Raw genomic sequence first — 2,223 nt, forward strand, 5'->3', positions numbered from 1 at the left:
CGGCCGCCGCCCGTGCCCGCCCGCGCCGCCGCGCGCGCACCGGGCCGGGTGCCTGCCGCTCAAGCGCCCTGCCCGGCGGCCGATATCTGCTGATCGGCCGGCCTGCAGGGCCGCCGGCAAGCGCACCGGCCCGGTCATGTCCGCGCACGCAGGTGCGTCGCTGCCCCCTCGGCTTTGTTTCTCAGCAGGTACGCAAATGCTCCTCAACCGCCTGAAGGTCTGGCAGAAGCTGTTGTTGCTCGCCGTGCTCGGCGCCGTGCTGGTGGCCGTGCCGCTCGGGCTGCTGGTGCGCGACGAACTCGCGGCGCGCACGCTCAACCGGCATCAGGCAGACGGCATCGAGCCCTTGCGCCAGACGCTGCAGGCCGTGCAGCTCGTGCAGCAGCACCGCGGCCTTTCGGCGCAGACGCTGTCCGGACGCACCGATGCCGGCGCCACCCGCAACGGCAAGGCGCAGGCCATCACCGCGGCGCTGGCCGCGCTCGATGCCATCGTGCGGGCGCGCAGCGACGATGTCGTGCTCACTTCGTTCTGGCAGCAGCTCCCGGGCACCTGGCAGGCGCTGGCCACCTCGGTCGGCAACGCCCAGGTCGAGCCGGCCGCAGCCTTTGCCGCCCATACCGCCCTGATCCAGCGGCTGCTCGATCTGCTGGGGCTGATCGCCAATCACCACGATCTGGCGCTGACTCCGGACAAGGCCGATTACTTCCTGCAGCGCGCGATCATCGACCAGCTGCCGCCGCTCGCCGAGCTGATGGGCCAGACGCGCGCGCGCGGCGTGGCAGTCCTCACGGTCCGCAACGACGGTACGGTCACGGCCGATTCGCTCACGTCGGCACGGGCCACCGGCGGTACGACCCGCAGCAGCATCAGCGAGGCCGACCGGCTGGAGATGCAGCGGCTGCACGACGCGATCCAGCATCAGGCACGCAGCGTCAGCGGTACGCTCACCGCCATCACCGAACTGGACCCGGCGCTCGGCGAACGGCTGCGCACGCCGGTCACGGCGGCGAATGCGCAGGTCGAGGAACTGGCGCAGCTGGTGCTCTGGGAATTCATCGAAGCCGACACCATCCGCTTCGATGCCGGCGAGTTCTTCCGCATCAGCACGGCGGCGATCGATGTCCAGTTCGCCCTGATCGACTCGCTGATCGAGGCGCTCGAAACCCGCATCGAAGTGCAGGCGGGCGCGTTGCAGCGCCAGCAGCAGCTGCTCGCCGCGGCCATGGTCGGGATCGCGCTGCTGACCGGCGGGCTGACGCTCGCGATCGTGCGCACGATCACCGCACCGCTGTCGCAGACGGCGCGCGTGCTGCAGACCGCCGCCGGCGGCGATCTGACCCGGCGGCTGCGCCCGCGCTCGCGCGACGAGCTCGGACACATGGGGCGTGACCTCGATGTGTTCCTCGATGCGCTGTCGCGCAGCATCGGCGAGATCGCCGACACCGCGCAGCAGCTCGGGCAGTCGTCGCAGGCGCTGACCGAGGTCAGCCGCCGCGTCAACGACGGGGCGGCGCGCACGACCACCGATGCCGAGAAGCTCAGCATCGCGGCCGCCGACATGAACGAGCGTGTCGCCAGCGTCGCGACCGCCACCAGCCAGATGAACACCGCCGTGCACGAGATCGCACGCAGCACCGCCGAGGGCGCGCGCGTCACCGGCGAGGCGGTGTCGCTCGCCAGCGCGGCGACGACCGCGATGCAGCGCCTCGATGAGAGCAGCGCGCGCATCGGCGAGGTCGTGGCGCTGATCAGCCACATCACGCGCCAGACGCGGCTGCTGGCGCTGAACGCGACCATCGAGGCGGCGCGCGCCGGCGAGGCCGGACGCGGCTTCGGCGTGGTCGCGCACGAGGTCAAGGAACTCGCCGACGGCACGGCCCGCGCCACGCAGGACATCGCCGACAAGATCGGCACGATCCAGTCCGACACCGCCGGCGCCGTCGAGGCGATCCGCGGCATCGGCGACAGCGTCGGGCGCGTGAACACGCTGCAGACCACGATCGCCGCGGCGATCGAGGAACAGTCGGTGGTCACCGACGACATCAGCCGCAACATCGCGCAGGCGGCCACGCGCACCGGCGAGATCGGCAGCGGCCTCATCGAGGTCACGCAGATCGCCGCCGGCGCCGCGGCCTCCGGCCGGGAGCTGGAAAGCGCCGCGCACGCACTGGCGCAGATGGGCGCGCAGCTGCGCGATCTCGTGCAGCGCTTCCGCTACGC

1 protein-coding gene is annotated in these 2,223 nt (G+C 71.9%); it reads left to right on the forward strand.

Features of this window, described 5'->3' with window-relative positions:
• Positions 1-196: 196 nt before the first annotated feature.
• The coding region (locus PKE44_RS14270) for a methyl-accepting chemotaxis protein (protein ID WP_324552328.1) at positions 197-2,223 on the forward strand (2,027 nt) is incomplete at its 3' end.

Source organism: Plasticicumulans sp. (assembly GCF_035331805.1).
Taxonomy (GTDB): domain Bacteria; phylum Pseudomonadota; class Gammaproteobacteria; order Competibacterales; family Competibacteraceae; genus Plasticicumulans.